This window comes from Bacillus sp. es.034 (assembly GCF_002563655.1).
In the GTDB taxonomy this organism is placed as follows: Bacteria; Bacillota; Bacilli; order Bacillales; family Bacillaceae_B; genus Rossellomorea.
In genome coordinates this window covers 70,899-97,019 of sequence record NZ_PDIY01000001.1, presented here as the reverse complement: position 1 = coordinate 97,019, position 26,121 = coordinate 70,899, and the positions used below count along the sequence as shown (strand labels likewise).

General features: G+C 44.5%; 32 protein-coding genes. 20 read left to right on the top strand and 12 right to left on the bottom strand.

Annotated features, from left to right (window positions below):
• Positions 1 to 12: 12 nt before the first annotated feature.
• Together ATG71_RS00490 and ATG71_RS00485 are read right to left on the bottom strand one after the other, a co-directional pair.
• Positions 13 to 846, bottom strand: coding sequence for a YitT family protein (locus ATG71_RS00490; RefSeq protein WP_034761627.1), 834 nt, complete (start codon positions 844 to 846; stop codon positions 13 to 15).
• A gap of 107 nt (positions 847 to 953) precedes the next feature.
• On the bottom strand, positions 954 to 1,499 hold the full coding sequence (locus ATG71_RS00485; RefSeq protein WP_098437552.1) for a cupin domain-containing protein: 546 nt from the start codon (positions 1,497 to 1,499) through the stop codon (positions 954 to 956).
• Positions 1,500 to 1,626: 127 nt separating this feature from the next.
• On the opposite strand from ATG71_RS00485, the gene ATG71_RS00480 reads away from it, so the two are divergent.
• The 5 genes from ATG71_RS00480 (at position 1,627) to ATG71_RS00460 (ending at position 5,117) form a co-directional block, all read left to right on the top strand.
• Positions 1,627 to 2,241 carry a LysE family translocator gene (locus ATG71_RS00480; protein WP_098437551.1) on the top strand — a complete coding sequence of 205 codons (615 nt, stop codon included), beginning with the start codon at positions 1,627 to 1,629 and terminating at the stop codon, positions 2,239 to 2,241.
• Between the two features lie 137 nt (positions 2,242 to 2,378).
• Positions 2,379 to 2,831, top strand: coding sequence for a MarR family winged helix-turn-helix transcriptional regulator (locus ATG71_RS00475; protein ID WP_098437550.1), 453 nt, complete (start codon positions 2,379 to 2,381; stop codon positions 2,829 to 2,831).
• Between the two features lie 15 nt (positions 2,832 to 2,846).
• Positions 2,847 to 3,365 carry a spermidine/spermine N(1)-acetyltransferase gene (gene paiA, locus ATG71_RS00470; RefSeq protein WP_098437549.1) on the top strand — a complete coding sequence of 173 codons (519 nt, stop codon included), beginning with the start codon at positions 2,847 to 2,849 and terminating at the stop codon, positions 3,363 to 3,365.
• Positions 3,366 to 3,378: 13 nt separating this feature from the next.
• Entirely contained in the window at positions 3,379 to 3,987 is a 609-nt protein-coding gene (locus tag ATG71_RS00465; protein ID WP_098437546.1) for an FMN-binding negative transcriptional regulator, read from the top strand.
• Positions 3,988 to 4,355: 368 nt separating this feature from the next.
• The gene (locus ATG71_RS00460; protein ID WP_098437543.1) at positions 4,356 to 5,117 is read left to right on the top strand and encodes a hypothetical protein; all 762 of its coding nucleotides are present in this window, start codon (positions 4,356 to 4,358) and stop codon (positions 5,115 to 5,117) included.
• Between the two features lie 16 nt (positions 5,118 to 5,133).
• Here ATG71_RS00460 and ATG71_RS00455 read toward each other — a convergent pair whose 3' ends face one another.
• A complete protein-coding gene (locus ATG71_RS00455) occupies positions 5,134 to 5,631 on the bottom strand; it encodes a DinB family protein (RefSeq protein ID WP_098437540.1) in 498 nt (165 codons plus the stop codon).
• A 182-nt stretch (positions 5,632 to 5,813) separates the two neighbouring features.
• Between ATG71_RS00455 and ATG71_RS00450 the strand changes: the two genes are divergently transcribed.
• Positions 5,814 to 6,338 (top strand): DinB family protein, encoded by a 525-nt coding sequence (locus tag ATG71_RS00450; protein WP_098437538.1) that lies wholly within the window; start codon positions 5,814 to 5,816, stop codon positions 6,336 to 6,338.
• Positions 6,339 to 6,409: 71 nt separating this feature from the next.
• On the opposite strand, the gene ATG71_RS00445 is transcribed toward ATG71_RS00450, so the two are convergent.
• Positions 6,410 to 7,006: a hypothetical protein gene (locus ATG71_RS00445; RefSeq protein WP_098437536.1), complete on the bottom strand. Its 597-nt coding sequence runs from the start codon at positions 7,004 to 7,006 to the stop codon at positions 6,410 to 6,412.
• A 212-nt stretch (positions 7,007 to 7,218) separates the two neighbouring features.
• On the opposite strand from ATG71_RS00445, the gene ATG71_RS00440 reads away from it, so the two are divergent.
• From ATG71_RS00440 to ATG71_RS00425, 4 genes are all read left to right on the top strand, one after another.
• Positions 7,219 to 8,061 carry a nucleotidyltransferase gene (locus tag ATG71_RS00440; protein ID WP_098437533.1) on the top strand — a complete coding sequence of 281 codons (843 nt, stop codon included), beginning with the start codon at positions 7,219 to 7,221 and terminating at the stop codon, positions 8,059 to 8,061.
• An 18-nt stretch (positions 8,062 to 8,079) separates the two neighbouring features.
• A complete protein-coding gene (locus ATG71_RS00435; protein ID WP_098437531.1) occupies positions 8,080 to 8,847 on the top strand; it encodes a nucleotidyltransferase domain-containing protein in 768 nt (255 codons plus the stop codon).
• 127 nt (positions 8,848 to 8,974) lie between these two features.
• A complete protein-coding gene (locus ATG71_RS00430) occupies positions 8,975 to 9,391 on the top strand; it encodes a hypothetical protein (RefSeq protein WP_142953446.1) in 417 nt (138 codons plus the stop codon).
• A gap of 190 nt (positions 9,392 to 9,581) precedes the next feature.
• Positions 9,582 to 10,100 (top strand): hypothetical protein, encoded by a 519-nt coding sequence (locus ATG71_RS00425; RefSeq protein ID WP_098437525.1) that lies wholly within the window; start codon positions 9,582 to 9,584, stop codon positions 10,098 to 10,100.
• Positions 10,101 to 10,299: 199 nt separating this feature from the next.
• Here the strand turns inward: ATG71_RS00425 and ATG71_RS00420 are convergent, their stop codons facing one another.
• Positions 10,300 to 10,713, bottom strand: a complete 414-nt coding sequence (locus tag ATG71_RS00420) for a MerR family transcriptional regulator (RefSeq protein ID WP_098437523.1) — start codon at positions 10,711 to 10,713, stop codon at positions 10,300 to 10,302.
• A gap of 196 nt (positions 10,714 to 10,909) precedes the next feature.
• Here ATG71_RS00420 and ATG71_RS00415 point away from each other — a divergent pair, with 196 nt between their 5' ends.
• Both ATG71_RS00415 and ATG71_RS00410 read left to right on the top strand, forming a co-directional pair.
• A complete protein-coding gene (locus ATG71_RS00415; protein ID WP_098437520.1) occupies positions 10,910 to 11,950 on the top strand; it encodes an NAD(P)-dependent alcohol dehydrogenase in 1,041 nt (346 codons plus the stop codon).
• A 27-nt stretch (positions 11,951 to 11,977) separates the two neighbouring features.
• The gene (locus ATG71_RS00410; protein WP_098437518.1) at positions 11,978 to 12,550 is read left to right on the top strand and encodes a sugar O-acetyltransferase; all 573 of its coding nucleotides are present in this window, start codon (positions 11,978 to 11,980) and stop codon (positions 12,548 to 12,550) included.
• 41 nt (positions 12,551 to 12,591) lie between these two features.
• Here the strand turns inward: ATG71_RS00410 and ATG71_RS00405 are convergent, their stop codons facing one another.
• The 3 genes from ATG71_RS00405 to ATG71_RS00395 form a co-directional block, all read right to left on the bottom strand.
• A complete protein-coding gene (locus tag ATG71_RS00405) occupies positions 12,592 to 13,119 on the bottom strand; it encodes a DinB family protein (protein ID WP_098437515.1) in 528 nt (175 codons plus the stop codon).
• 106 nt (positions 13,120 to 13,225) lie between these two features.
• Positions 13,226 to 13,666: a YybH family protein gene (locus ATG71_RS00400; RefSeq protein WP_098437513.1), complete on the bottom strand. Its 441-nt coding sequence runs from the start codon at positions 13,664 to 13,666 to the stop codon at positions 13,226 to 13,228.
• Positions 13,667 to 13,731: 65 nt separating this feature from the next.
• The gene (locus ATG71_RS00395) at positions 13,732 to 14,112 is read right to left on the bottom strand and encodes a YciI family protein (RefSeq protein WP_286162869.1); all 381 of its coding nucleotides are present in this window, start codon (positions 14,110 to 14,112) and stop codon (positions 13,732 to 13,734) included.
• 215 nt (positions 14,113 to 14,327) lie between these two features.
• Between ATG71_RS00395 and dhaK the strand changes: the two genes are divergently transcribed.
• The 3 genes from dhaK (at position 14,328) to ATG71_RS00380 (ending at position 16,903) form a co-directional block, all read left to right on the top strand.
• Positions 14,328 to 16,085: a dihydroxyacetone kinase subunit DhaK gene (gene dhaK / locus ATG71_RS00390; RefSeq protein WP_098437508.1), complete on the top strand. Its 1,758-nt coding sequence runs from the start codon at positions 14,328 to 14,330 to the stop codon at positions 16,083 to 16,085.
• Positions 16,086 to 16,240: 155 nt separating this feature from the next.
• The gene (locus ATG71_RS00385; protein WP_098437507.1) at positions 16,241 to 16,510 is read left to right on the top strand and encodes a DUF3949 domain-containing protein; all 270 of its coding nucleotides are present in this window, start codon (positions 16,241 to 16,243) and stop codon (positions 16,508 to 16,510) included.
• 156 nt (positions 16,511 to 16,666) lie between these two features.
• Positions 16,667 to 16,903 (top strand): hypothetical protein, encoded by a 237-nt coding sequence (locus ATG71_RS00380; RefSeq protein WP_098437504.1) that lies wholly within the window; start codon positions 16,667 to 16,669, stop codon positions 16,901 to 16,903.
• A 68-nt stretch (positions 16,904 to 16,971) separates the two neighbouring features.
• Here the strand turns inward: ATG71_RS00380 and ATG71_RS00375 are convergent, their stop codons facing one another.
• From ATG71_RS00375 to ATG71_RS00365, 3 genes are all read right to left on the bottom strand, one after another.
• The gene (locus tag ATG71_RS00375) at positions 16,972 to 17,205 is read right to left on the bottom strand and encodes a twin-arginine translocase TatA/TatE family subunit (protein WP_098437501.1); all 234 of its coding nucleotides are present in this window, start codon (positions 17,203 to 17,205) and stop codon (positions 16,972 to 16,974) included.
• 107 nt (positions 17,206 to 17,312) lie between these two features.
• A complete protein-coding gene (gene tatC, locus ATG71_RS00370) occupies positions 17,313 to 18,062 on the bottom strand; it encodes a twin-arginine translocase subunit TatC (protein WP_098437498.1) in 750 nt (249 codons plus the stop codon).
• A 19-nt stretch (positions 18,063 to 18,081) separates the two neighbouring features.
• Entirely contained in the window at positions 18,082 to 19,836 is a 1,755-nt protein-coding gene (locus tag ATG71_RS00365; protein WP_098437496.1) for an alkaline phosphatase D family protein, read from the bottom strand.
• A 482-nt stretch (positions 19,837 to 20,318) separates the two neighbouring features.
• Between ATG71_RS00365 and ATG71_RS00360 the strand changes: the two genes are divergently transcribed.
• Complete coding sequence (locus ATG71_RS00360) at positions 20,319 to 21,365, top strand: thermonuclease family protein (RefSeq protein ID WP_098437494.1); 1,047 nt, start codon at positions 20,319 to 20,321, stop codon at positions 21,363 to 21,365.
• Positions 21,366 to 21,498: 133 nt separating this feature from the next.
• A complete protein-coding gene (locus ATG71_RS00355) occupies positions 21,499 to 21,990 on the top strand; it encodes an LURP-one-related/scramblase family protein (RefSeq protein WP_098437491.1) in 492 nt (163 codons plus the stop codon).
• 34 nt (positions 21,991 to 22,024) lie between these two features.
• On the opposite strand, the gene ATG71_RS00350 is transcribed toward ATG71_RS00355, so the two are convergent.
• Positions 22,025 to 22,543: a hypothetical protein gene (locus ATG71_RS00350; protein ID WP_098437488.1), complete on the bottom strand. Its 519-nt coding sequence runs from the start codon at positions 22,541 to 22,543 to the stop codon at positions 22,025 to 22,027.
• Between the two features lie 275 nt (positions 22,544 to 22,818).
• On the opposite strand from ATG71_RS00350, the gene ATG71_RS00345 reads away from it, so the two are divergent.
• The 3 genes from ATG71_RS00345 (at position 22,819) to ATG71_RS00335 (ending at position 26,090) form a co-directional block, all read left to right on the top strand.
• The gene (locus ATG71_RS00345) at positions 22,819 to 23,835 is read left to right on the top strand and encodes a LacI family DNA-binding transcriptional regulator (protein WP_179886411.1); all 1,017 of its coding nucleotides are present in this window, start codon (positions 22,819 to 22,821) and stop codon (positions 23,833 to 23,835) included.
• Between the two features lie 459 nt (positions 23,836 to 24,294).
• Positions 24,295 to 25,065 carry an MBL fold metallo-hydrolase gene (locus ATG71_RS00340; protein ID WP_098437483.1) on the top strand — a complete coding sequence of 257 codons (771 nt, stop codon included), beginning with the start codon at positions 24,295 to 24,297 and terminating at the stop codon, positions 25,063 to 25,065.
• A 185-nt stretch (positions 25,066 to 25,250) separates the two neighbouring features.
• Positions 25,251 to 26,090 (top strand): SDR family NAD(P)-dependent oxidoreductase, encoded by an 840-nt coding sequence (locus ATG71_RS00335; protein ID WP_098437481.1) that lies wholly within the window; start codon positions 25,251 to 25,253, stop codon positions 26,088 to 26,090.
• The last annotated feature ends 31 nt before the right edge of the window (positions 26,091 to 26,121 follow it).

Sequence of the window (26,121 nt, the reverse complement as noted above, 5' to 3'; positions counted from 1 at the left end):
CCGTCCCCATGCTTACGTCTTTGGAAATGTAAATCCTTCCCCGAATACATCTCTTACATCGTGCACGACGACGAATGCTTTTTCATCGATTTGCTGGATCATTTTTTTCAGGAGGAAGAGCTCCTGTTTGTTGATCACGACATAGAGAATATCTTTGGATGACTTTGAATAATGTCCCCGAGCGTTGATGATGGTGACACCACGGTCCATTTTGGCGCTGACTTTCTCAGCGATGGCATCAGTATCCTGGGAGATGATCGTGACCGCCTTCCTTGTATCGAACCCATCGATCAGGTAATCGAGGATTTTCGTGCTGATATAGATGGAAATCCCGGTGTACATCGTGTTTTCGATTCCGATGACGAACATGGAACTGAGGACGACAATAATATCAAACACGAACATACTCGTGCTGACACCCCAACCGAATCGCTGGTTCAGCATGCGGGCCACAATCGTGGATCCACCCGTCGTCCCGCCTGAACGCAGGACAAGGCCAAGTCCGATCCCGATGAATACACCGGCGAATACGGTGCCAAGCATGATGTCGACTGAATCGCCCATCCCTTCCGTCAGTTGAATGAAGAGGGAGGTAAAGAAAATGGCAAGCATCGTGTACCATGTTACCCGTTTATTTAAAACCTTATATCCGATCGCTAGCAGAACCCCATTCATGGCGAAGTTCGTAATACCCGGCGACCAATCGAATACATAGTAAAGAATCATCGAAATTCCTGTCACGCCGCCTTCCCCAAGCTCATTAGGAATCGCAAACAAATTGACCCCGAGGGCGAAGAATAAGGAGCCGATAATGATCAGTGTGATTTCTTTCGTTGTTGAATTCATATGCTCACTCCGTTCTCAATTGATACTAGGATACTATAGCACATGAGGGACCGCGGGGACAGGTCCGTTGGTTGTTTTTTAAGACTTGGAGCCAAGGGACCCATGGCTTAAAACGAAGGAGGCGTCACGGAAAATAAAATCGCTGCTTTCTCACTAAAGTCGTTGATCCATCTATGCTTCATATAGGATGGGATTTTCACACTGTCCCCTGTTTCCAGAATGTATTCTTCGCCTTCCAAGCTGATCCGGATTTTGCCTTCTATGACGAAAGCAACTTCTTCCCCCTGGTGGTCGAGGAGCTTTTCGGAGGACGAACTATCCGGTGGGAAATGCATGATGGCCGTTGCCATTTTTCCTGAGATATCCGGGGACACCAGCTCATATGATACATCATTCATGATCATTTTCTTGCGGTGTTGAGACCTGACCACCAATTCCTCCGTCCTCACTTCTTCAAGCAAAAAACTGAATGTGGGAACCTGGAGGGTTTTGGCCAGGATTTTAAGGGTTTGAATGGACGGATTGGCAAGACCCCGTTCAATCTGACTTAACATCGAGGGGGTGATGTCGGCCCTGTTGGCCAGTTCCCTGATGCTGAGACCCTGAGACTTTCTATATGTTTCAACCTTTTTACCGATATTGATATTTTCCATAGGTCACTCCGTTTAATTTAATTTACTTTTAATTAATTTAATTGAACGCAGACGAAAAGAGTATGTTAAAATAAATTAACTTTAGTTAAATCAGATTTTAACATATTTGTCAGGAGGAATGAATGATATGAATGAATTCGTCACGTTTATTCTGCTTTCTCTGTTTGTAGTCATGAGTCCCGGAATCGATACGGCATTACTGACAAAGAGAACGATCTCAGATGGAAAGACCGAGGGGTTCAAGATGGCACTCGGGATTACATCTGGTTCACTCGTCCATACCTTTGCGGCGGCGTTCGGACTCTCCGCCATCCTCATGCAGTCGGCTGCTGCCTTCGAAATCATCAAATATGTAGGAGCGATTTACCTGATCTATCTTGGCGTTTCCTCTTTCTTTTCGAAAAAAGAGAAGGGGGAGGAGGTACCGGACCAGAGAGCGGTCAAGAAGTCAGCGTTTCAGCAGGGGCTGTTCTCGAATGTGCTCAACCCCAAAGTCGCCATCTTCTTCCTGACGTTCCTGCCTCAGTTCGTCCACGCTGAATCCGGGGCAGCAGATCAGCTCATCCTGATGGGCTTGGTCTATACACTCCTATCCATTCTCTGGTTCTTCATCTATGTCTTCTTTATCCACTACCTGCGCACATGGCTCACAACCCCGAAAGTCCAGGGCTGGATGGAAAAAGCCACAGGCACCGTATTGATCGGATTCGGACTGAAGCTGGCGTTTGAAAAACAACCATAAACAGGTCCGTCCCTCTTCTTGAGGGACGGACCTCTATTACTTTTTATTTTGTTGCAAATGCAACAAAAAGCTAGTATATTGAATCTATACTTAGATGATGACATTTACATGAAAGGACGTAACTGGGGAGGGTATGTATGACAGGGATTCTTCGTGAAATTGGCATGATTGCGCGGGCGCTGGATTCGATCAGTAATATTGAATTTAAGGAATATGACCTGACGAAGGGGCAGTATTTGTACCTTGTGCGCATATGTGAAAACCCGGGCATCATTCAGGAAAAGGTAGCCGAGATGATCAAGGTGGACCGGACGACCGCGGCCCGTGCGATTAAGAAACTCGAGATCAATGGTTTTATTGAAAAGAAAGAAGACAAAGAGAATAAGAAAATTAAAAAGCTGTTCCCAACGGAGAAAGGGAGGACGGTCTATCCTTTTATCAAAAGGGAAAATGATCATTCGAATTCTGTGGCACTGGAGGGATTTTCCGAAAGAGAAGCCGAAATTCTGGTTGATCTCCTTGAAAGGGCCAGAAAAAATATTGAAAAAGACTGGGAATATGTGAAAAAGGGAAACAAGAGGCAGTATTGATGGGGGGAGAGGCTTATGACGATCAGATTGAAAAAGTGTACTCTCGAAGATGCACACACACTTCAAGAAATCAGTTATGATACATTCAATGAGACCTTTAAGGATCAAAATTCACCGGAAAATATGAAAGCTTATTTAGAAAAGGCTTTTACCGTGGAACAAGTAGAAACCGAATTATCCCATCGCTCTTCACACTTCTATTTGGTGTATGTTCACGAGGACGTCGCCGGATATTTAAAGGTCAATACCGGTGATGCCCAGTCGGAAGAGATGGGGGATGAATCACTGGAAATCGAGAGGATCTATATTAAGAGCACTTTCCAGAAACATGGTCTCGGCAAATATTTACTGAATAAAGCAGAGGAAATGGCCAGTGAACAACACCTGAAAACCATCTGGCTTGGGGTATGGGAAAAGAATGAAAACGCCATTGCCTTTTATAAGAAAATGGGGTTTATCCAGACGGGATCCCATTCTTTTTATATGGGGGATGAGGAACAGACGGATTTGATTTTGACCAAACCAATTCTTTGAAAGGTGGATCACAATGTATATTCCTAAAGACTTTACCATCACCGATGAATCGGTTGCGTACGGGGTCATCAAAGATCACAGCTTTGCGACTCTATTTTCTCAATACGCTGGAAAGCCGGTTGCCACGCACTTACCGCTGTTGTTAAACAAAGAAAATACGTATTTATACGGACACTTTGCACGTCCCAATCCTCAATGGAAAGAGATCGAACAACAAACGGTGCTGGCCGTTTTCCACGGTCCTCATTGTTATATCTCCCCCTCATGGTACGAGTCGGATCAAACGGTTCCGACCTGGAACTATGTATCGGTCCATGTGTACGGGGAAGTCGAGCTGATAAAGGACGAAAATGAACTCGTCGATTCTCTGGCCGAATTGGTATCAACGTTCGAAGCCCCCGACAGTTCTTACAGCCTGGGGGATTTGGATCCTGCTTTGCTCACCGGCATGAGCAGGGGCGTTCAAGGGTTCAAAATCAAGATCAACCAGATTGAAGGCAAAGCGAAACTGAGTCAAAACCATTCCACTGAAAGGCAAGAGCGGGTCATTCATCAACTTGAGCAGAAACCAACCACCGATGAGCAGCAGATCGCTTCTTGGATGAAGGGGAATTTGAAGTAGGGGAGGTTAGCTTATAGACGTAGTTGTGACCCTCTATTAAGACCTCGCTCAGTCCGATTTTGGCTGGTCCATAGATTCATCATCCATATTTAATAGAAAAAAAGGATATATCCTAACCAAAGCCAGGTGAACCGTCTATGCTGTCCACCTGGCTTTTGAGCGTCTATAACAAGCCACGTCCTCTCCTTCAAAAAACTCATCCCCAGTCAACCATGATTTCCACTCATTAACCATTCCGTCACAATCCCTTGTCTATTAAGAAAAAACGGTAAATAACCGTATACATCCTACAAAGGATACCTTACATTTAAGATGATAATTCCATAAAAGGGTATATATGGATTTTAGCTGGATAAAGGAGGAAGACCGTGGACACTCAACTGATCATCTCACTTGTTATCCTGATTGTACTGGTGGACATCGGTGCTATCATTCTTTTTATAAAATATAGAAAAGGCGACATGGAGGAAAATCCCTTCGTCACGATTTTAAAGAAAGAAGCGATCGTCTTCTACTATGCCCTGTTCAGATGGAAGGTGAAGCCGAGTGAAGGAACGTATGCTTATCATAAAGGCTCCAACTATTTCTGGCTGTTCATCGCGCTTCTTCATGAACAGGTGATCGAAGCGTTCGCGTTTCATTACTATTTAAAGGACGTGGATCCACTCCGGGCGGATATCCTTGTCGTACTGCATGTCTACAGCATTCTTTATATGCTCGGGGACTATAATCTTGTCCGGAACTCACCGATTGCGTTCAAAGGAAAACAGGTCACCATGAAAATCGGCGTGAGGAGATCCCTTCGTTTTAACATAGAGGATGTTTCGGCCATTCAGCCGGCCAGGACCCAATATGCAAAAAGCGGGGGCATCATCCATGAGAAAAATGTGTTTCATGTCGCCATGCTGCCAAGGGTGTTCACCCGTGTCTTCGGGATGATCGATGAGTTGAGATATGAAATCATCTTCAAGGAACCGGTAGAGGCGAGAGGCTATTTCGGGCAGAGGAAGTTGGTGAAGAAGGCGTTGATTTATATGGAGGATGCGGAGCCATTTATTCAGGATCTCCGTGCAAAAGTGCAGAACAGAGCTGCAGTCGACGAGGATTTTCAGGGAGTAATCATAAAATAGACTTGTCCCTCACTCATTAACTCTTCTGCGCATTCATTGCTTCCATTTCTTCCTTACTCGGGCCATACACGCCAGGCACTTTCAAATCAGCTTGACGCATGAGAACCGTCAATTGACCACGGTGATGAGCCTGGTGCTGAATCAACAAGCGGAATACGGCTTGAACAGGCATTTCCATTCCAAAGAGATTGACCATTTCGTTCATCTTCTCATCTGACACTTGTTCAGAAACGGCTTCTACGAGGCGGTCACTGATGAGCTTATACGTTTCGCTGATTTCTGCAGCGGACGTCGGTGCTTTTTTGCGAAGATCCGGCACTTCGAAATTGATGCCAACCTGAGCCGGGAAGTAGTATGTAGCTCCCGTGATGTGCCAGGCAACGCTTCCGATGCTGTACAGGTCTGGTGCCACCTCTTGTTTCAGTGACTCGTCTGTCAGCGCGTCCATTACCTTTTGGGTTACTGCGGCTTCTTGCTTCCATTCTTGTAGGAAATCATTTTTGGATGTGAACATGGTATCCCCTCCTGATTTTTAAATGAAACGTTCCTTTTCATTGTATCATGGGAAGATGAAATGAAGCTTCTGTGAAGCGCTGGCTCAAAGGAGAAAAAACGGTATGAAAAGGGATATCAATCCAGGCTGTGATTGAAGTATGATGAAAAGGAAGAGTGATAAACAGGCAAGGGGGAAAGAGGATGAATTTTACATTAAATGAAGGAATCGAGATTCTGGAGCGCACTCCGGTCACTCTTGAAAGTTTCCTGACGGGTTTGTCAAAAGGATGGCTTGAGAGTAACGAAGGCGATGGGACGTGGAATGCAATTCAAGTAGTAGATCATCTCATTGAAGGGGAAAAACATAATTGGATCCCAAGACTAAAGATGATTCTGCAAGAAGGAGAAAGTGCGGTGTTTCCAGTATTTGATCGAGCTTCACATTTGAATGGTAATACTTCAGGAAATCTTGCGGAGAAGCTAAAGGAATTTGCCTCCCTGCGATCCCAAAACATAAATAAGTTAAACGAGTTGTTAATTCATCACGAAAACTCCCTTGATCGAACGGGTTTGCATCCTGCTTTCGGCAAAGTCACCGCTCGTGAACTCATCTCGACTTGGGTGGTTCATGATCTGACGCATCTTTCGCAAATCGTGAGGGTCTTCTCGAAACGATATGCAGAAGACGTGGGGCCTTGGGAGGAGTATTTGGGGGTATTGGGGTAGAAGCGAGGGGATGGTTCTCTTGCTTCTTTTTCATATCAAATGGAAGCAGCAGAACCGTCCCCTTGCACACTCTACTTCAATGGTAACTCAACCTCGTACTCCTTCATCTCGCTCTCAAAGTCATCCTCGGATCCTTGATGCCCGTTAAATTCCATTTTGATCCACTCGATGTCTTCGGCGTGGCCACGTTCCAAGTACCAGATGATATTGCCTTCCTTGATGACGCCTTTGTCGATCTCGCCGCCGATGTTGTCTGAGACCCACATGTCCGGCATGTCGATTTGTTCACCGGTGCTCGTGACAAGGACGGCCTGGTCCGGGTAGAAGGTGAACTTACCTTCCGTTGTATTCTCCATTTTGAACTTCACTCCGACGGCCGACGATTTGGCGTTCTCATCTTCCATTGTAGGGGCTTTATCGCTCACGACCACCTTTTGGATTTCCATCTTCAAGCCGTTGTAATCATCGGACCATTTGGCGTCATTGTAATACGTCCAAATATCTTTTTCCTGGGCTTTTTTATCTGTTTTTTCTTCGGACGTACCCGTCGTCTTGGCCTCGGCTTTTTGCGTATCATTCTTGTCAAGTTCCTCGACAGCCGCATCCCCACCACAACCTGCAAGCATCATGACCAGGGCACCAGCAATTAGAAAACTCATCTTTTTCATAAAAATATTCCTCCTTATAAGATTGAAATGTAAAACACTTACTTGTAATTTATTGTAAATAGTTACCTTCATAAATTTTTGGTAAGGGGGAGGTTCTATTTTAAATTCCCGTTTGAATATATGTTTCATATGAAAAAATTGGTATAATGGCGAAATCTACATTTTTAACCAGCCAGGGGGTCCGTCCCTCTGGCTTTAAAAGGAGTGATACATTGACTGAAATAAAGGAAATTGGACGTTTTTGTCCCACGGATGCGAATGGTTATCTCATCAATGATTCAAGAGTAGAGAAGATTGGACCTGTTTTTCTAAAGGTGGTGGAAGAGGTAATCGAATGGTATCAAACTCATTTGAAAGAGGACTTGCACAGTATCTACATTAGAGGGTCCGTCCCTCGTGGATTGGGGATTGAGGGGGTGTCCGATTTGGATACCATCGCCATTACAAATAGGAGGATCAAGGATTTAGACCTGAACTGGGTAGAGAAGGCGGAGCAAGAGGTGAACAAAAGGTTTCCGTGTATAAATGGAGTGGAATTCAGTTTTTACGATAAGGAAGATATTTTAAACACTGAAGCGTTTTCCATCATCCCTTTCATGATTAAAACGCACAGTGTCTGTGTGTATGGGGAAGATGTAAAGGGGCATTTACATGATTATAAAGCAGACATAAGTCTTGGGAATGAACATCTTGTGAATGTAGCGAAGCAGATCGAACTGGCAAAAGAAGATCTTAATGGAAATGACGACAGGGAGGATATAGCGGACTGCTGCGGGTGGATCATGAAGATCATCGTACGGGCTGGGTTAGCTCTGGTCATAGATGAAGAAAAAACGTATACCAGAGATTTATATCCGGCCTATAAGCTATTTTCCAAGCACTACCCCGAGAAAGAATCCGAAATGAAGCAAGCAGTGGAATACGCGATCAACCCGGTTGACGATCCAAATGAAATCTTGGATTTCTTAGATCGGATGGGTGAGTGGATGATTCAGAAATCTGAGAGGTGGCTGGAGATCCATAACCCCAGGAAGGCAAGGAATTTAAAGTTTTAAAAGAAAGGGGACGTACATATGCGTCAAGAAGCAGCGGTAGAAAAAGTACTCGAAAGCCTAAAAAAAGATCCAAGCGTCCGGAGCGTCTTCCTCAAGGGATCTATGGGACGGAAAGAACACGATGAACATTCCGATATCGACCTGTACTGTTTAGTGGAGGAAGGGGAGGAGAAGGAATTCCTGTCCCGCCGCCTCGAACACTTGAAAGCATACAAGGACCTCATCTTTCACGATGACATCTTCATCATTGCGCCGCAGATCATCGCCATTTATGAAGACTGGCTGCACATCGATCTGTTCACGGTGACGGAGAAGACCATACAGGAGAAGGATTTCTTTACGGTGTTATACGATCCCGACAATCTGATGGAAAAATATGAATCTAGCCAAAACCTCACCGTTTCAAAAGAGGAGTTCAGGGATCAGGTCCTCGACGCTGCCTGGTTTCTGTTTCAATATCAGAAAGCAGCGGCGAGAGGGAATGATACGTGGGCCGTGGAAATGCTGCGGCACTCTATGAGAAACGTGACGATCATCCTGCTGTCACGGTACGCGAAAGAGCGGGCGATACTTGGGTTGAAGACGATTCACAGGGATTTGCCACAAGAACGACAAGACCGGGTGGTGGAGATTTATGAGGCGATGACACCATCACACCATGGGGAAGCGGTGCGGAAGATTGCGAGTCTGTTAGAAAGTGAGTTTGATTGGATTCGGGAAGAGCTTGGTGAGGGAGAAGTCGTTTCGTTTATGAGGTTGATGATTGGGAAAGTGTTGGAGGGTTGAAGAATCGCGGGGACGGTTCTCGTGCTTCTTTTTTGCGTTGAGGGGAAGCAGCAGAACCGTCCCTGTGCTTCCGGAAACAGCGATGACACACAAATTGTCCAGGAACGGAAGGGGAATGAATAATTCTATGAAATACGTAGCGTCCTTCATCCTTGTGATATTGGCATTGATCACATCTGGATGTCAAAGTGAAAGGGATGAACATTATTATTTGAGTGGTGAGTCCTCCTCTTGGAACTCCACTATCCAAGTCACGTTTTCCAACTCAGGAAATCAGGAAAAGTACCACATTGGAGGAAATCTATCATTCAAGAAAGACTATACGTCATCTACCGTCAAATACTACTTGACGTATCCAAATGGTGAAGGAAGTGGAACGGCAAGGGGGAAAGAGATCATGATCCCAGAAGGAGGGGGGACTAGAGAGGCTTTGAACACTAGTATTGAAAGCTTTTCGGAAAATATTACGTTAGCGATTGAGTGGAAGGATGAAGAGGGGGATCTACTGAAAGAAGAAGTTCCTCTGGATCCAAAAATGGAATAACATTAGCATTAATTCTTTTCTAGTCTGGTCAAGGGAAAACCGCTTACTGGGAAGTGTTGGTTGTGCTGTTCTGATAATATATCTGGTTGGTAGCCCGGGGGATTTTGAAAAAACGAAAGGAGTTAGTCGGATTTTAGAGAATGGTTATAGAGTGGAGTTCATTTCGCATTCTATGTTTTAGGGGGATTGGATGTTTTTATATATAGCTTTTGCATTACTCTTATTAAATGTTGGATTTATAATTTTAAAAATGGTGGCTCCTTATTCCGAGATGATGAATTCATTTAAAACAGTAAACGGGTTTTGGAAAGTTCAAATTGCTTGTTTGGCATTGGTTCTGCTTTTTGTGTTCCTTCACTTCTCGGGAGAAAATCAAGCAAAATGGCATACAAGTCCTGATTTTGTTTCAGAAGGTGACCTATTCTTAGGCGATGAGAGTGGGAGTATCAAGTATAACTCGTTTATTTATGAAAAAGAGAACTATAATACGACCCTCACATTGCCCTATGAGGCAGTCGATGCTGAAAAGGTTCGGTTAATTTTTTCTCATAAAGGAAAGGCGAAGAGAGAACCCTTGGCATTAGCTAGACCAAAAAAAGAACAATCCATTGAGCTGTGGTTTCCTGAAAGTGGTCAATGGAGAGTGGACATCGAGGTAAATGGTTCTGTATATTCGTCCATAGTGTTGCCGGTGAAGGAAAATAACTGAATGATATCTATATGAAGAAATACAAAAAAGGCCCAAAGCTTATACTTTGGGTCTTTTTATTCATTTGAAGCAGTCCCGTATGTGGATGTTCCGCTAAGTATAGTTGCGTCTTGAATTGTTCTATTATTTATAAAAGAACTAGATAAATCAATCTATTTGTCTAGGAGTATGCACACCTACTTACTGCATAGAAGAAGCGTTACGGATGAATAATCTCTATCTTCTTATTTCTATGCACATCTTCCGTACCTGCATCCAATGCGGTCTTATAATAGCTGCATTTATGGTCGATGACTTCCATGGTTTGCTGGAGTTCTTTAATCTTTGCTTCTACGGTGGCTTTTCTTTCGAGGAACATGTCATAACGGTGCTGCAGGGTGGCGTCACCTTCTGCACACCAGTCGATGAAGTGTTTGATTTCCTTGATTGGCATCCCGGTGGATTTCAGGCATTCGATGATATGTAATGCGGAGATATCGGATTCTTTAAATCGTCTGGTGCCATTTTCTGTTCGTTCTACGAAAGGCATGAGGCCTTCTTTGTCATAGTATCTCAGGGTATAGATTGAGAGATTCAACTTTTTTGCCACTTCTCCAATTGAATAGGTCTTCATATTCTCGCTCCTTTTCATTCATCTAGACGTCGAGTTAACTCTATGTTTGTGGAAGATCATAGCATGGTTATCAGCTGCAGTCAAAAACAGATTCGTAAAGAGTTATCGCTTGACCTAGAGTTAACTATAGGGATTACCATTGGTTCTATAAGAGTTGGTTTCTCTTACAAACATCTAATACAGGAGGTTTTTACTTATGGTAATAGCTAAAGCACGAGCAGTTGACGGTCCTGACCAATCGTTCAGAAAGGCTGAAATCGAGCGGCGCGATCTGGATGTGCATGATGTTCTGATTGAAATCAAGTATGCAGGGATCTGTCACTCTGATATCCATACGGCACACGGTGAATGGGGAGAAGTGAAGTATCCGCTCGTTCCCGGACATGAGATTGCGGGAATCGTCACGGAGGTCGGTTCCAAGGTAACGAAGTACAAAGCCGGCGACCGTGTAGGGGTCGGATGTATGGTGGATTCCTGCGGCGAATGTAAGAACTGCCGTGAAGGGGAAGAGCAGTACTGCCTGAAAGGAAACGTACCGACGTATGCAGGCGTGGACAAATATGGTGAGCCGACTCAAGGAGGCTATTCCACTCATATCGTCGTAACGGAAGATTTTGTCCTTCGCATCCCTGATAACATCGAACTTGACGCTGCTGCACCTCTGTTATGTGCAGGGATTACGACGTATTCCCCGCTGAATCATTGGAATGCAGGTCCAGGGAAAAAAGTAGCGGTTGTCGGCATGGGTGGACTCGGTCATATGGCGGTCAAGATCGCACATGCCATGGGTGCCGAAGTGTCGGTCCTTTCCCGTACGTTGAACAAAAAAGAGGATGGACTGGAATTCGGGGCGGAAGCGTATTATGCTACCACCGAGCCGGATACGTTCGAAAAACTTGCCGGGACATTTGATCTGATCATTAATACGGTCAGCGCCAAGATTGATATCAGTGCGTATCTTTCCCTCTTGACACTAGATGGCGCGATGGTCAATGTGGGAGCACCTGCAGAACCACTGGAAGTCAATGTATTCTCCTTGATCGGCCACCGCCGTTCATTTGCAGGATCCATGATCGGAGGCATCCGCGAAACACAGGAAATGCTCGATTTCTGTGGGGAACACGGAATCGTCCCTAAGATTGAAGTGATTTCGGCCGATTATATCGATGAAGCGTACGAACGGGTATTGGGTTCTGATGTGAAGTATCGATTTGTGATTGATACGAGCACGATTTAAAGGTAAAGAAAGCAGGTGACCAAGAGCATGAATATGGAAGAGTTCCTGACATTTTGCAAGGAAGGCAACCCCATTTCCGGTGAGGATAAAGAACTGCACGGCCTGCTGACTCAATGCAGCTACGAAGCCCAACGGATCACGATGGAATTGAATACTTCTTATCATTCCAAGGAAGAAATCGTCGAGATATTCAGCGAACTGACCGGAACCGAAGTGGATTCGTCGTTCATGTGCTTCCCGCCATTTTATACGGACTTTGGGAAAAACATTAATATCGGAAAAAATGTGTTCTTCAACACAGGGTGTTCGTTCCAGGACAGGGGCGGCATTCACATCGGAGACGGTTCACTGATCGGCATGAATGTCACGATTGCGACACTGAATCATGGGTTGCCTCTGGAGACGAGGAACACCACATTCGCGTCACCGGTGACGTTAGGGAAGAACGTTTGGATCGGATCTAATGCCACGATCCTGCCTGGTGTCACAATCGGGGACAATTCTGTCATTGCTGCTGGAGCGGTTGTCACGAAAGACGTTCCTGAAAATGTAGTGGCTGCAGGAGTACCAGCGAAAGTCCTGAAAGGGATTTATGAGTGAAGGAAGGAAGCAAGGGGACGGTTCCCTTGCTTCTTTTTTTATTATATGGAAGCATCAGAACCGTCTCCATGCTTCACCCATACACCATCTAACTCATACTTCTGCCTCAGATGATGACGGAAATGCATGGCAACGAGGTCAAACCATTCCTGGGCATTCAGCCATCCAAAGCCTCCATGCTCCTGCTTGTAGTTTGGATTGATTTCATCTACCTTCATTTTCAACTCTTTCATTCGCTCCATTAGTTGATCAAGCTCTCGTCTAATATCCTCTTTCGATTTTGTATTGTCCGGGGCAGCATTAAGTTCGGGTGGTAATGTGATTTTAATAGGCGGGAATCCACCAATGTTAAATAAATAGTCACCAAACTCTGTTTTCCCCTGCGTTTGCTCTCCACGAGCCAGCGCACAGGCTTCAACACTGTCCAGATACTCATGAGCCACGACAAGTAGATGGTCATACATTTGGCCGATAGACCAGACCCCTTGTTCGGGTATATACCTTAGCTGCTCATGAGAATATGTTTGTAGGAAGCTTTTGTATGTGTCAATCAATGTAAGGTCATTCATGTTCATTTCTCCCTTTCCCTTTTGAACTCACATTCTTTCATACATTTCATAAAAAAAGGCACTTCTCCTTCTTGAAGAAATGCACTATTTTTCTCTACCAATTCTATTATTTTACGTTGAAGATCCCTTTTCCAGTTTGCATATCGATTGGCAATGAAGAATGTTCGTGTGTGATAAGCCAAGATTCGTTCTCTTTTTTTAAGCCAAATGTGAAACGGTTGGTCATTTGACGATCCTTCTCTTCGGAATTTCCCCTGAAAGCAGAGTAAGTCACAGCACAATGAGCAAATGCAACATTCGTATTTTCCTCAATAACTAAATCATTCATATCCACTTGTAGTAAATATCCGTCTTCCTTCAAACCATTAAACCACTCTGTCACACTATTCTTCCATAAAGAAAGGCCCTTACACTCCCAGTTTCCCCAGCAGTCATAAATATGTACGTCTGCCGAATAGATAGATAGGAATTTTTCAACATCGCTTTCGTAGACGGCGCGTTTGTACGTTTCAAGAACGTCCTGAACGAAACTCGTTCCATTCGTCATATCATCCACTCCTTGATCAAAACGGTCATTCTTTTAGAAAAATATGAATCGATTTACTTAGTAACTCACTTATCATTCTTAAAAAAATGAACAGGACGGATCTCGATGCGCCACCCAAATTCTTCTCCTATATTCAATTGCGTCGTCGGATGAATAGAAGCAAGCTCGATCGCTTCATCCATGTCTTCTGCTTCAAAAATGAAGACGCTGCCGATCATCTCTTTCGATTCTGTAAACGGCCCATCTGTTACCATGACTTTCCCGTCCACCCGGCGCAAGTTTTTGATCTCAGATTCCAGACCTGCATCAAGGAGCACCTTCCCCGTTTCATACAATTTCTCCGTGTGCGGCTGGCATTCAGCCATCACCGCTTCAATCTCCGCACTTGGACGTGCATCCATTTTTTCAGAGTTGAAATAGCCCATGCATAGGAATATCATCATCATCTCTCCTAGGTCATTCAATTTTTTGTTACTCATCTAAATGATTTTTAAAATTCTGATAATATCATCTTACCATGTTTGAACAAGCAGGAACGATGCTCGTACTTCTTTTTTTCATCTAGAGGAAGCAACAGAACCGTCCCCATGCTTCTTGCTTTCGTTTTAATGTGGAGAGTGAGATAATTTGAGCAATCACAAAACTGAAGGAGGAGTTATGAATGAAGAAAGTCATGAATGAACCTGAAGATTTGGTCGTGGAGATGTGCAATGGGATGGCCATGGCTCATCCGGAGCTTGAGTTTATGAAGAAGTATAAGGTGATGAAGAAAAAGGATTTGAATGAAGAGAAGGTCACGTTGATCAGCGGCGGAGGAAGTGGACATGAGCCTGCACATGCTGGACTAGTTGGGAAAGGGATGCTCGATGCAGCTGTGTGCGGGGATGTGTTTGCGTCGCCTTCACAGATTCAGGTGTATCAGGCGATTAAAGCGACGGCCGGTAAAAAGGGAGCCCTCTTGGTCATTAAGAATTACAGCGGGGATATCATGAATTTTAAAAATGCGGCTCACATGGCTTCAGAGGACGGCATCCCTGTGGAATATGTCAAAGTGGAAGATGATATTGCCGTGGAAGACAGTCTTTATACCGTGGGACGCCGCGGTGTCGCGGGAACCGTGTTGGTACATAAAATTGCGGGAGCGGCGGCTGAAGAAGGTAGAAGCTTGAAGGAAGTCAAAGAAGTGGCGGAGAAGGCGGCTGAAAATGTCCGCAGCATCGGATTCGCACTGACATCCTGCACCGTCCCAGCTAGTGGAGCTCCGACGTTCAAATTGGCTGACGACGAAATCGAATATGGTGTCGGGATTCACGGTGAGCCTGGGACAAGACGGGAAAAAATGGCGTCTGCAGACGAACTGGCAGAGCGGATGGTCAACGACCTTCTGAAGGATCTGAAAATGGAAGAGGGAGATGCTTCCGAGATCGTGGTCCTTGTAAACGGCTTTGGAGGAACGCCACTGCAAGAACTCTATCTTTTCAATCATTCCGTCACCCGGATTTTGGCGGATAAAAAAATTCAGATTAACCGAGCCTTTGTCGGCAATTACATGACGAGCATCGATATGGCAGGGGCTTCCCTGACGGTGATGAAGCTTGATGAAGAGTTGAAAACATTGCTATCCAGTGAAAGTACAGCGCCTGCGTTCAGGGTGGACGGACCGGTACCGGGTGTGGAGTACATCGACCTGGAGGAAGGTGAGGAAAAGAAACCAGTCTCCTTCGAAGTGGAGACATCGGAAGAGAACGCTGTGATCAAGAATAATAAGGCAACACTTGATAACGTGATCTACCTCGTGGATAAAATGAGCGACATCATCATCAAGAATGAAGTACCTTTCTGTGAATTGGATTCACATGCCGGAGACGGGGATTTCGGGATGAGCGTCTCTAAAGGCTTTAAGCAATTGAAGCGGGAGTGGAAAGACATCCTTAGTCAAGAAAATCTCACAATCGGCAGCTTCCTGGATGCAAGTTCCATGGTCATCATGGAATATTGCGGCGGTGCTTCCGGTCCAATCTGGGGATCTGCGTTCCGTGCGGCAGGAAAAGCGGCGCAAGATCGAACCGAACTGACCGTGAAAGAATTCGCGGACATGCTGCAGGCCGCGGTGAAGGGAATCCAGGATACTGGCGAGAGATCCTTCGGCAGAGGAGCAGAGGTCGGCGACAAAACCCTCGTGGATGCACTCGTTCCATGTGCTGACTCTTGGTCGGCAAGTTCAGCGAACGGGGATGACTTCAAGACTGCGTTTGAAAAAGGAGCAGCCGCCGCTGTAGAAGGAGCCGAGAAAACCAAGGATATTGTTGCGCGGATGGGACGAGCAGGTACCGTTGGGGAACGAAGCCTCGGTCATCCCGATGCAGGTGCTTATGCGCTAGGGGTAATATTCACCGAGTTATCGGAGAGTTTGAAGTAAAGAATGAAGCAAGGGGGCTCCCTTGCTTCTTTTTTCAATGATTGGGAAGCAGCAGAACCGTCCCTGTGCTCCCCATTAACGAAACTTTCCAATCCATTTAAACGTATACATATATAAGGAATAAAAACAGTGATGGATTTAAGGAGGCAGTCAAATTGGAATTGTATATCTTTCTAGCTGTTATCGGTTTATATGTATTGATTTCCCTGTTGATCTTACCTATGCAATATTGCTTCTTGATCGCTTTAAAAGCTGAAGAGGAAAAGAATCGATTGAAAGGAAAGAAACAGGGAGAGATGTATGATGACATGAATGCCGGTGAACTGAGCCTTCTTGGGAATATGCAGGGGAACCCGTTATTCTTTTTGGCCAATCTGTTTGCTTCTATTCTTTATAGAGTGAAGCATCGTGGGGGTAGCATGTAGGAGATTAAGAGACAGTTATTCTTTTATGGGGTGACTGTTTTTTTACTCCCGATAAAGTGGGGACGGTACCCTTTTTCCTTTTAGGTCAAGGGATCTGTCTTTCTTGCTCGCGATCCTAGAGGAACTAATGCTTAGAGAGAAGGGGGATATATTCGTTTGTACTTGATATTATCGATTTTTTTAGCAAGTTTACTAGGTATGGTCTTGTTTATATCCGGACCCTGGATAAGCGGCATCCTGGCTTTCGGTATCATTGCAGGTTGTTTGTTCAGGGGGCTTTATCTGGTAAGTGAAATACATAAAAGAATAACGAAAGAAATGCCAGGAGCGGATAAGGCAAGGGAAGTATATGAAAACTATTTGAAAGGGAAAGAAGAGAACGGTCACAGTTAGAGAACTGGATACCCAACATCGAAAACCGCCCAGGCTAAGAAGCTCTGGGCGGTTTTTGATGTGTCGGGTCAGCTGCCTGTATGCTGTTTGTCTTTTTCCACAGATGTCAGTCGTTGACTTTCGCCTCTTGAGGTACTCTTTTCTTGATCATTTCCATTGACTAAATCGCTCGTAGCACTTTTAAATTCCTTTAAGGTCGTTCCGAATGCACGTCCGATTTCCGGTAGTTTTGACGGGCCAAAGATGATCAGGGCGATTACCAGTACGAGAATTAATCCAGGGATTCCGATATTTGTAAGCATAGGTTTCTCCTCCTGTCGGTTTAATGGAATGTGCTTGGGAACACGGATGTGCCGATCCCGCTTAGAAGCCTCTTCTGTTCATGGTGTGTTCATTCAAGTCTCTTCCTTTATAGAGCAACATTCTCTTGACCTGCATTTGACTCCGCAGAAGGGGAAGCCTTTTTCTTATAAGCCATGGTTGAGCAGGTGATGCTGATTTCATATAAAAGGAGGAGCGGCAGGATGACCAATACATCGGAAAGGAAATCCGGCGGTGTAATCACCACGGAAATGACAATCAGCAAGAAATAGGCGACCCTTCTTGATTTTTTTAATTTGGAAGGATCCAAAATGCCAAGTACGGTCAGAAAGACGATGACTAAAGGCATTTCGAATAATAATCCAAAAGGCAGGGTCAGGTGTAACATAAATCGGAAGTATTTCTCCGCTGTGAACATCGTTTCAAATTGGTCGGCTGACAGGGTGGTCAAGAAGTTCAGGACGATCGGAAAAAGTAGGAAATAGCCGAACCCAATGCCGAAAATGAACAGAAAGAACAAGGCGGGTATGAAGCGTAACGTGACTTTTCTTTCTGCTGCACTCAGAGCCGGCGAGACAAACCGCCAAATTTGATAGGCAGCGACTGGAATGGTGGCTGCGACTGAGAACACAGATGCGATCATCAGGTACACCCATAAAATGTCACTAGGTCCGAGAATCGCGAGCTTCATGTCTATATCCCTGATCAGCCATCCATAGATCGGTTTCATAAAAGCCATCCCCACTATCAGGAAACCGATAAAGGCGAGTACGATTTTAATGGCGCGGCTCCTCAGCTCTTCCAAGTGTCCGATCACCTGTTGGTTGCGATCTTTCATGGCATCAGCCTCCTTGGTGCTAGTTCATTTGCATATGCTTGCCTTTTTGGGCTTGTTTTTTATGGGCGCGGGCATGCGCTTCATGACGATCCTCTTCTACCTCAGAAGACAGAGGTTTCCCTTCTGGAACGGTTGACGTTGACACTTCCTTCAGTCCTTCTGCATCTTTTTCGTACACGAAGGAGGCTCTGGTAGAAATATCCGCTCCTGGACTCGAAACGAATGGAACGACACGATAATCGGCTTTCCACTGGGTCGGCGTGACATGGCAGCGGACATATCCGCGATAATCGTTGAAGAATTTAATATGTTCATTCTGGGCAAGAATGCGGTCCGTGTCAGCCCGCTTGTCTGCGCCGTCCCCGCCTGATGTGATCGATGTACCGACAAACTCTGCTCCAAGCATGCGGGAAGAAGGGTCGTCAAAGTCTGCCAGGATATTGGATGCCCAGTTCGCATGTACATCTCCTGTCAGGACAATCAGGTTATCCATGTTTTTCTGACGGGCAAATGCCGTGATGCGTTCCCTTGCAGGTGTGTAGCCATCCCAGCCATCCATACTGTAACGAGGTTGATCAGGGCTTGGACCATAATTTCTTTTAGCAAAAAAGATTTGCTGGGCCAGTACATTCCAGGAGCTATTGGAGTTGCCGAGATGATCCAGAACCCATTGTTCCTGTTCGCGGCCCAACAACGTGCGGGAAGGATCCAGGGATTCTTCCGTCTGGGGAGAGCTTTTATCTCCATTTGCCTGATCGGAACGATACTGACGGGAATCGAGCACCATGAAATTGGCCAAGTTCCCGTATGAGAACTGACGGTAGAGCTGCATGTCGACTCCATGAGGCATGGAAGATCTCCTTAACGGCATATGCTCGTAGTAGGCCTGGTAGGCTGCGGCACGCCTTCTCACGAACTCTTCCACAGACTGGCCTTTTTCAGGAATCATGTCGGCATAGTTGTTTTCCACCTCATGATCATCCCAAGTCACCACCCATGGAAAAGCCGCATGTGCCGCCTGCAGGTCCGCATCCGTCCGGTATTGGGCATGGCGGTTGCGGTAGTCCTCCAACGTGCGGATTTCAGGACCTTTATGGTCTCGTACATTTCCTGATTTAGCTACATACTCATTCGGGCCGTATTCATAAATATAGTCTCCAAGATGGAAAACGAGATCAAGATCTTCTTTGGCCATATGCTTATAGGCCGTATAATAGCCGTGCTCATATTGCTGGCAGGAAGCAAAGGCAAAGGACAGACTTGAGACGTCTGCATTCAGGGCAGGAAGGGTTTTCGTCCTTCCGATCGGGCTAAAATCCTTACCGACTTTGAACCGGTAATAGTACACCGTTCCTGCTTCCAGGTTCCCTACCTCGGCATGAACGGAGTGAGCGAGGGACGGACTTGCCATTTCCGTACCGCGCTGCACAATGCGGCGGAAATGTTCATCTTTCGCGATTTCCCACTTCACTGGAATCTTGCGGTCAGGCATGCCCCCACCATTAAGAGGGTCAGTGGCTAAACGTGTCCATAATACGACACCATCCGGGAGTGGGTCACCGGAAGCTACCCCAAGTGAAAAAGGGAAATCCTGAAATCCGGCTTCTTCTGCCGAGGCAGACCAACCGCCCATCGATTGAGCAATCGCCATCCCCAGGGAAATGCCAGCTACTTTACCCGCCCCTTGAAGGAAGTTGCGGCGGTCGACCCCTTTATATAAGGTCTCTTCATTCAGCTTTTGAATCCAATTTTCCATTGATCTCTCATTCGTCATGTGGATGACTCCCTTCATGAATCTATTGAATCGAACAGTTCATATTATAGGAGCCCACTTTTAACGTGTTGTAAATGAATGTAAATAGAGGGAGGAAGAGGAGGGGACTCATCCCCGGGACAAAAGACCATTTTTATTTGAATTTTTCAATAAGTGAGAAAGATTTTGAGCGGATTCTATCTATTTTAGTAGGCGGACAGACCTGTTTTTCTTAACATGGGTGAAAAGAAAACAACATAATAAAATGAATCGTTTGGGAAGGTGAAAGATGCGTTTTAGGGATCTGCCTGAAAGTTGGGGGACTGATCCCTTTTTGCATTCTTTTTTTCTGCTCGTACAGAAAAACCTTCACTAAATTGCGATATTATCTGATAAATAAGCCATTTTATAATACAATTAATATACTAATCTGTTAAAAATTTTGCGGTCAGTCGAAGGGAATCGTGAACGGTTTGAACGAAAAAATGTGATGAGGTGCTGAAATGAAAGGATTACCTATGATCTTGGCTGCCATCGCCGTCATTCTCACCTTGCTCATGGCGATGATGACGCCTGCAGCATGGGTGGGACTATTGATTGTGGTGTTTGGTTTATACCAAACTTCTCAAAAGAGAAAAGTCAGAAGGATGTTTTCAAGTGGGTTGATAACAATCGGGATTCTCGGGATTATCCTCGGGGGCTGTGCATCTCCATCAGATCAAGTGGATCAAGTAGCTACTGAGAATGCTGAGAATGAAGCCGACCAACAGCCAAAAGCAGAGGAAGAAAAGAAAGCGGAAGAAGAGAAGAAAGCCAAGGAAGAAGAAGAGACGGCGGCAAAGGAAAAAGCAAAAGCTGAGAAAGAGCAACAAGAGCTTTCCGAGACATTCGGATTGGAAGAAGTGCTGGTTTCCCGAGTGGTAGATGGCGATACAGTCGAATTGAAGGATGGAAGAAAAGTCCGGTTCATAGGCGTCAACACCCCGGAATCCACAACGAGAACAGAAGAATACGGAAAAGAAGCAAGTAACTATACGACGGAAAAGTTAGAAGGCAAGACGGTCTGGTTACAAAAAGATGTGTCGGAAACGGACCGGTACAATCGTTCCCTGCGTCTTATTTGGCTTGAGATTCCTAAGGATGACATGGACGAAGAAGAGATCCGGACCAAGATGTTCAATGCCGACCTGGTGTTAAACGGATATGCAGAGCCGTCGACCTATAATCCGGATGTCAAATACAGCGAGTACTTCGTGAAATTCGCCCGGGAAGCAAGGGAGAATGGAACGGGCCTCTGGGCTTACGGTGAAAATGGCACCACTAAAGGGGACCTGGATCCAAAGGAAGAAAAGAAGACAACGACAGCATCTACAACTTCTAAATCCAGCTCAAGTGCAACAACGGAAGAACCGGCAGCTGCCCAACAACAAGAGTACTATCAAAACTGTACCGAACTGAGAAAAGTTTATCCGGATGGAGTCCCTTCCGATCATCCTGCTTATGCATCGAAGCATGACCGGGATAAAGATGACTGGGCGTGTGAGAGATAAAGAGAGAGTATGGTCCATTCCTTTTGTGAGGGATGGCTTTTTTATGTGGAGTAGGTAAAATGTTGAGGAATGACTGGAACTTATCCCCATCTCAATCGTATATAAAGGAAAGACGTAAAATGGGGGAACTGATATGAAACAGCTTTACATCAAACAGAAAGTGTTCAGTCTCAGTGAAAAATTCACCGTAAAGGACCAGGACGAGCAGGACGTCTATTATGTCGAAGGAAGCTTCATGAAGGTCCCGAAGACATTCTCCATCATGAATCAGGACCGGGAAGAAGTGGCCCTGATCACGAAAAAGGTGTTGAGCTTTCTGCCGACGTTCTTTGTTGAGGTGAATAGTGAAGAGGTCGTGACGATCAAGAAAGAATTATCCTTTCTGAAGGCCAAGTATTCTATTGATGCGGCAGGCATTGAAGTGGAAGGAAACTGGATGGATATGGACTTTCAGGTGTTACATCAGGGGAGAGTCGTTGGTGAAGTAGGCAAGAAATGGTTCAGTTGGGGCGACAGTTACAGGGTGCAGATACTGGAGGAAGAGATGGAGACGATGATTCTGGCTCTTGTGATTGCGATTGATTGTGTGAAGGCAGATCAGTCGAATAATACTGCGACGTTTTAAAGAAAGAAGCACGGGAACCGTCCCCGTGCTTCCTTTAAAGGTGAAACATCTTTCTAAATGTCTCCATCGTTTCTTCCTGCTCTTTTCTCGAACTTACAGGGGCTGTATCTTTGATGAATTTATCCATTAGGGCATTGTAACGGTTAAGCATCGTGCTTTGCTGCAGGGCCATATGAATATGAATGTTGCGGACATTTTCAGCTTTCATTCTTAGCCCAGAGTTGAAGTTTTTGTTCGCCATGGATTCGGCAGTAGTGGCCAGTTCTTTTAGGATATTCTCCTGGCTCATGCTTGTATATTTTTGTTGACAGTTAAATGGAACAGGGTCCCACTTATGGAGGTCCTCAATACTGATCGTTTCATTTTGAACAGGATCCATAAGCGCAATCATTACTTTCACGTGGTTTTGCATAATCATGTACTGCTCTGTCGCAGCCTTTTTGATCTCCGGGTTTTGAATGGTACATATATACGAGGCTAACTTATCCAATTCAGCTTTATGAACAGGCAGGTGTTCAGCCATTAAACTCAAGTCAATCATCTTAAGAATCATATTGGTCATTCCTCCTCCCTTTCATATGTATTCATATGGGGTGGGATAGTGACCTAAGTAAAGAGGTAACTGTTCATGTAACTGTCAGCTTAACGGATGATCATGAACATACACCCCAATATGTATAACTATCATGTAAATTCATTTAGAAGATAGGGGTATTTTTACATTTGTTCACTTATCAATAAAAGGAAATCGACAAATTTTGTAGAATTATAGTAGAATTATAATACTGGTAAAAAAAGAGGAAACGTTTCCATAAGGATGTGTCAGTATTGGTAACAATAAAGGAAGTTGCAAAAGAAGCTAATGTTTCAATCTCCACAGTGTCAAGAGTTCTTAATAAGAGCGGGTATACAAGTGAAAAAACGAAAGAAAAGGTTCTTAATGCAGTTAAGAAGCTTAACTACCAAGGAAGTCTGGTAGCTGCTGCAATGAAGAAGAAACAAACATTAACTCTTGGTTTAATCATACCTGATATAAAGAATATTTTTTATTCAGATCTGACTAGAACAATAGAGGATCGAGCAAATAGTCATGGATTTAACATCTTTTTATGTAATACAGATAACAATTTGCAGAAAGAAGCAGAGTATATACACCTACTGATTGCTAAAGGAGTCGATGGAATCATCTTTTCATCTCCAGAGGCTGATGATGGAAATATAGAAGAATTGAAGGAAAACTATCCTGAGCTGCCAGTGGTCATATTAGGGGGGAAATTCCCGAAATTAATTCTAAATGAGATCATAGTTGATAATGTTGATGGAGCATATAAAGCGATGAGACATCTTCTGGATTTAGGGCATAAGGATATTGCCTTTATCGGCGGGGATCCTGAAACTTACGCATCCATCGAAAGGCACCAAGGGTACAAGTTAGCCTTGAATGAAAGAGGCGTTCCTATAAAGGACGATTATGTGATTTTTGACAAGTTTTATATTGAAAGCGGTTATAAAAATGCAATGAGATTGTTGCAAAAAAATGATAGGCCATCGGCAATCTTTGCGGTTAGCGACAGTGTGGCTGTTGGTGTCTACAAAGCTGCAAGGGAGCTGAATATTAGAATTCCCGAGCAATTGTCAGTTGTTGGTTTTGATGATTCTCAATATGCGGAAATCTTATATCCTATGCTTACGACTATACGAACGCCAATTAAAGAAATGGGTCAAAGGGCTATCGAAATCATGGTGAAAGCAATAAAGGAAAAACAAATAATCAAAGAAACTGTCCTCTTTTATCCGACTCTTATTGAAAGGGAGTCAACAATGGAGAGAGAAGCAAATAATTAAAAGACATTTGGAGATTCAGGATAAATGAATATAATTTTATAAATTTTCAAAAAAATCATTGAAAGTGGTTTACTAAGTATGTATAATTTGATTTAAATAAGTGGAAACGTTTCCACATTATTTAAATCAAATTTTTTTTGGATGAATAAGTATTATCCACTCAACTAAACTAAACATCAAAGTTTTTGTGCTATTATCAGCTCCAGAATGACCCTATTATGTACAGGCAGCTGCAAGAAGCCCTATAAACAACGTTTTCATTTTCTGAATGATATCCAACTCGTAAATTAAAAATGAAATAGGTTTCTAGGAGGTTTTGTGGAAACGTTTCCAGGAATAGTCTTTTAAAAGATTTATTTATTCTCTTACAGATCATGTAAATCTAAACTAATTGAATGGATTAACATTAAATCTCATTCAAGGTATCCAACTCAATAACAACGATGAAAGGGGATTGGAATGTACGACTACAACATATTTATTCAAGGGTTTCCCGGAAAGTCATCCACTCATGGGGGGCTGGGATGGAGTACAGTCACGTTATTGTCCCACCATGACCAACACATTATTATCGATGTCGGCAGCTTCGGTGTCAGGCCTTTACTATTAGATAAACTCGAAGCCAGAGGTATATCTCCAAGTGACATCTCTATGGTTTTATTGACACATACGCATTGGGATCATTGTGTTAATTGGACTATGTTCCCCAACGCGACCATTGTAGTGGGGAAGGTGGATATGGATTGGGCAATAAACGAACCACCTGGAGGTTGGCATGTTCCTGAATTGTATGTGAAAGAATTAAATTCTTCTTCACAAATAAGGTTGGTCAACGACCTTGAAGAAATTGTTCCAGGAATTGTGGCGCATCAAACGAAAGGACATTCACCAGGTCATTTGGCGTACACCGTAGACAATGGGGATTATGATCTGATATTTAGCGGGGATGCCGCTAAGAATAGGGCGGAGCTTTTATCAAGAAACGTCGATATGACACTGAATCTCTCAGATAGCCAGCATTCTATCGATTACTTATGGAGTTTATGGAAAAAAAGGGAGAACAGTATTTTAGTACCCGGACATGATATACCTTTGAAACTGGTTAACGGGGAACCTGTTTATGTTCATGAAAGAGAAGCAGACTTACAATACTGGTTTTCTGATACATTGGAGGATTATACAACGATTGAATTGGCAGAGGAGTCAGCGTTAGCGAAACAGTCCAAGTAGGATTACCTTACCTTCTTTAACTATCCAGGTGGTGTTTGCAATTAAATGAAAAGGCTTACATGCTTTGTGTTTTGTAAGTCAGTAGTTTAGCAGTTTTAAATTTTTGTAGTAATAGAGAAGTCATTTGCGAAAGAGTCTTATCCAAACGGAATTGGATAACTAAATTTGAATGAGGTGTATAAACAATGAGTGATAAAAAAAAGCAACGTGTGATCGTGACTGGCGGCTCTAAGGGGGTTGGACGTGGAATTGCCCTGGCTTTCGCAGAGACCGGTGCATCGGTGGTCATTGCTGATATTGATCCTGAAGCGGGCGAGCGCTGTGTGGAGGAGATCATTGAATCTGGAGGAGAAGGTCTATTCGTCTATACGGATGTAGCGTCAAGTGAAGATGTGAAAAACCTCTTTGAGGAAGCACGTCATTTCCAAGGAGGTATAGATGTGCTTGTTAACAATGCTGGTATTGGTCACGGACCGCTCTCGGAAAGACACTTTCTAAAAACGGACTTCCCTATGTGGGAGAACCTCATGAATGTACACCTTAATGGACTATACTACTGTAGCCAAATGGCGGCAAGAGCAATGGTCCATCAGGGGGAGGGCGGGGTCATCATCAATATGAGTTCTGGTGGAGCAACGCGCGCGCATCGGAATCGTGTCGCTTACGATGCGACGAAAGGGGCCATTGAGGCCGCTACAAGAGCAATGGCACTTGATCTGGCTCCATGGAAAATCCGGGTGAATGCTGTGATGCCAGGCGCCATAGAGGTTGAAAACCGTACAGCAGTCGGGGAGGAATCCTCTCCTGACCTTCTCATTCCACTTGGCAGGCTTGGAATGCCTCAAGATGTTGGTCATGGAGTCCGTTTCTTAGCTTCACCTGATGCTTCATACATCACGGGTCATGTCTTAGCCATTGATGGCGGACTCACTTCTCAGCTTCGGGCACCAAGCATGGATGCCGATGTTGCACTCTCTATGGACGAAATCGACTTAGGGATGGCTTCAACCGGAGTCAAAGAATAAATGCCTTCCCTTCCAACTGCCCATTCGTTCA